The sequence below is a fragment of the Vibrio sp. S234-5 genome, assembly GCF_000960595.1.
In the GTDB taxonomy this organism is placed as follows: Bacteria; Pseudomonadota; Gammaproteobacteria; order Enterobacterales; family Vibrionaceae; genus Vibrio.
This window is the reverse complement of record NZ_JZAM01000242.1, coordinates 1-3,732: the sequence shown is the minus strand read 5'-3', so window position 1 is coordinate 3,732 and position 3,732 is coordinate 1. Positions and strand designations below refer to the sequence as shown.

General features: G+C 41.1%; 3 protein-coding genes. All 3 read right to left on the bottom strand.

Annotated features, from left to right (window positions below; translation table 11 throughout):
• Positions 1–1,631: 1,631 nt before the first annotated feature.
• Positions 1,632–2,030 (bottom strand): VOC family protein, encoded by a 399-nt coding sequence (locus tag UF06_RS15760; RefSeq protein WP_021706447.1) that lies wholly within the window; start codon positions 2,028–2,030, stop codon positions 1,632–1,634.
• A gap of 792 nt (positions 2,031–2,822) precedes the next feature.
• Positions 2,823–3,239: a hypothetical protein gene (locus UF06_RS15755; protein ID WP_045571283.1), complete on the bottom strand. Its 417-nt coding sequence runs from the start codon at positions 3,237–3,239 to the stop codon at positions 2,823–2,825.
• A gap of 271 nt (positions 3,240–3,510) precedes the next feature.
• The coding region (locus UF06_RS27200) for a hypothetical protein (protein WP_242402022.1) at positions 3,511–3,732 on the bottom strand (222 nt) is incomplete at its 5' end.

Here is a 3,732-nt window from a genome sequence, read left to right as displayed (position 1 = left end):
CTATGAATCCAGTAAAAAGCAAAGCTCTATTAGCGGCAGACTCAACACTGCGGCTGAATGAGCAGGCTTGTAACTGCCAGCAGATTAGAATGGATGAGTATTTCATAACTCAAAACAAATTCATAACTGCCTGATCTGTTAATGCAAAGCCAATCAACATTACGGCCAACTAACGCCGCACTAAGCGGCTAAAAATAGTGGGCTAAAATATGAGCGCAGCGAAATAGCCCACTGTTTTTAGTCCGTTTGAGTGCCTTGTTAGTTGCCGTTTGGTAACGACACAAACTACAACACATTACACTTTACTAAAACCCAACTGCCCCGCTTTTTGCCGAAAGCCAATACAAGAATGAAGCCCGTATTTAGCATGCAAAAGTCTGGTGAGCTTTATGCCGCTAAGGTTTTAACAAAAAGCGAAGCTCTATTAGCGGCAGACTCAACACTGCGGCTGAATGAGCAGACTTGTAACTGCCAGCAGATTAGAATGGATGAGTATTTCATAACTCAAAACAAATTCATAACTGCCTGATCTGTTGATGCAAAGCCAATCAACATTACGGCCAACTAACGCCGCGTTAAGGGGCGCAGGCACGCAATACAAAAGTGACCGCATGACAACTTAACCACTAAACCCAACGCAAATTGAAAATGCCACGCGTGCTAAGTCCCTCTTGAACGCTTTGTTATGCTTAAGCTTCAATGACTTACGTTTACCAAAACCAAGATTAACTCAGCTTTAACTCACAAACAAAAGCCAAAAACCAAAAAACTGAAATGACTCATAATTTTGAAAATCAGACTTTGAACTTTGGCAGATAAAACCGAAAAACCTAAGATCAAACTTCTGATTGAGCCAACCGCCCTAACCTCACGCTTGCCCGAAAATTGATTGAGGCAACGCTCTGAATTTCCAGCGCCAAAGAATAATTGTCCGGAAAACCGCGCCCACTGAAACTAACTTGCCGACAAACACAAAACAAATCAGCCGAGGGAACAAAGAAAAAACATAAACCACTGACTTTGCGTGATTAAGCATAACGCCCGGTTAAGGGGCAGCCAACGCAATTACTAAGTTTCCGCATAACACCGTAACCACAAAAACCAACGCATGATAAAAATGCCGCGCGTTGGCTGTCCCTCTTGAACCGTTTGTTATGTTTAAGCTTCAATGACTTACGTTTTACCAGAACCAAGATTAACTCAGCTTTGACTCACAAACAAAAGCCAAGACCTAAAAAACTGAAACGACTCATAGATTTGAAAAACAGACTTTGAATTTCGGCAATTCAATCACAAAAACCTGTGATCAAAATACTGATTGAGCCAGCTAAACCAACATCGCGCTTGCCCAAAAATTGATTGAGGCAATTTTCTGAATTTCCAGCGCCAAAGAATAATTGTCCGGAAAACCGCGCCCACTGAAACTAACTTGCCGACAAACACAAAACAAATCAGCCGAGGGAACAAAGAAAAACCATAATCCACTGATTTTTGGTGATTAAACATAACGCCCGCTTAAGGGGCAGACAACGCTACTACTGACTTTCCGCATGACACCGTAATCACAATAGTAACGCACAGTAAAAATGCCACGCGTTGGCTGTCCCTCTTGAAGCGTTTGTTATGTTGCTTTACACGCCAGCCCAAAAAAACTCGATTCGAATACCGCTTGGGTCGTAACACATCAAATGTTTTGCCGGCCCCTCTCTTACAAGTTCAGGTTCGAACTCAATCAAAACCCCTTCTTCTTTCAAACGCTCATGGAGCGACACTAAAAGCTCTTCAGTTTCAATCAACAAAGCTAAGTGGTGCAAGCCAACATTAGCTTTTCTATCAAATTCAGTTGGTGAGTCAGTTTTCGTAGACCAAAGTGTCAACATTACCGTTCCGTCACTAACAAAAATAGCTGGATAATCAGGGTTTCTTTTCACCTCTTTCCAACCAAGTACACCAGTGAAGAACTTGGCACTTTCTTCTAATCTTGAAACGGTTAATCCGATGTGATGCACACCCTTTGTCGATGGAGTCATTGTTTTTCCTTACTGCTGATTTAATCTTCCATGGAAAATACACCAGAAATTTATATGCAACAATGTGAATCATTAGAGCAATATATTCAGATATTTAGAATGAGCTACTCGAATGCAACATAACGCCCGGCTAAGGGGTTGACAACGCACCACCGAACTTAAAAAACACACCGTAAACACTGAACTTCAATTTTGAACTAAAGCCGCCAAGCGTTGACAATCCCTCTTGAGCCGTTTGTTAGCTGCTGCACTTTAGCCGGAGATTTACGACCCAACGGCCTAATTTAAAACACATTATTGCTTTCAAGCGGCAAAGTAAAACGGACAACTGAGAAACTAAAACCTAACCCACGAAACGTACTTGGCAAAGAAGAAATAACAGGAAAACTTGACGATCTTCTAGGACCTAAATTTACAAAGAATTATGTCGAAGAAGCCAACAACCAAGTGCGCGAAATCCATTTAAGCTCGACAAAACTTCAAAACCAAAGAAGCCGCACCAAAGAAATAAACAAACACACCACTTCCCGTAAGAAGACTTCGGTTAGTTCAACCGCTTCACGAACAGTGCCACTGGCGAGATACATGGAAAAGTGCTGACTTTCAGGTGTAAAGCTAGAGCCTCAGACTAAGAAAAATAAACACGTAATTTGATGATTTTTCTTAACCTCAGCTAACGCCGCGTTAAGGGGCGCAGGCACGCAATACTAAAGTAACCGCATTACACCTTAATCACTAAACAAACTGCAAACCGAAAATGCCACGCGTGCCAAGTCCCTCTTTAACGCTTTGTTAGGCATTTTTTCCAATTAGATACTCTGCAAATCTTTCTTTAAAGCGGTACATAGGACAGCCTGGAACATAAAGCTCTTCGACAAGACCTAAATCTTTCAAGTGATCTACCGAAGAAAATATATCAATATGTTTATCAGTGTGGTACTCAAAACAACGCTCACCAACGTTTAGAGTCATTTTGCTAGATTTGATCGCAAACTTTCGAATAGATAAATTTTGGGGATTGGAAAAATCTTCTTTCATCTCAGAAATTAAATTTGGATATTTACGTTCAAGTGTTAACCACATCTCACGTTCAGCTTTTTTTTGCTCTTGCCTATGGCGAATATCAGTATATTTATTTCCAAAGTAAGTGCCTGAAGCACCGGTTAAAGTACCTACCAAAAATCCAACAGCTAAAGATAGATAATCCATGTTCCCTCCAAATGCCTAACGCCCGGTTAAGGGGCAGCCAACGCAATTACCAAGCTTCCGCATAACACCGTAACCACAAAAACCAACGCATGATAAAAATGCCGCGCGTTGGCTGTCCCTCTTGAACCGTTTGTTATGTTTAAGCTTCAATGACTTACGTTTTACCAGAACCAAGATTAACTCAGCTTTGACTCACAAACAAAAGCCAAGACCTAAAAAACTGAAACGACTCATAGATTTGAAAAACAGACTTTGAATTTCGGCAATTCAATCACAAAAACCTGTGATCAAAATACTGATTGAGCCAGCTAAACCAACATCGCGCTTGCCCAAAAATTGATTGAGGCAATTTTCTGAATTTCCAGCGCCAAAGAATAATTGTCCGGAAAACCGCGCCCACTGAAACTAACTTGCCGACAAACACAAAACAAATCAGCCGAGGGAACAAAGAAAAACCATAATCCACTGATTTTTTGTGAATAAACTTAACGCC

What these genes read in the sequence shown, in the direction of transcription:
- UF06_RS15760 (WP_021706447.1), bottom strand. Translation starts at nt 2,030, where the DNA reads ATGACTCCATCGACAAAGGGTGTGCATCACATCGGATTAACCGTTTCA.
- UF06_RS15755 (WP_045571283.1), bottom strand. Translation starts at nt 3,239, where the DNA reads ATGGATTATCTATCTTTAGCTGTTGGATTTTTGGTAGGTACTTTAACC.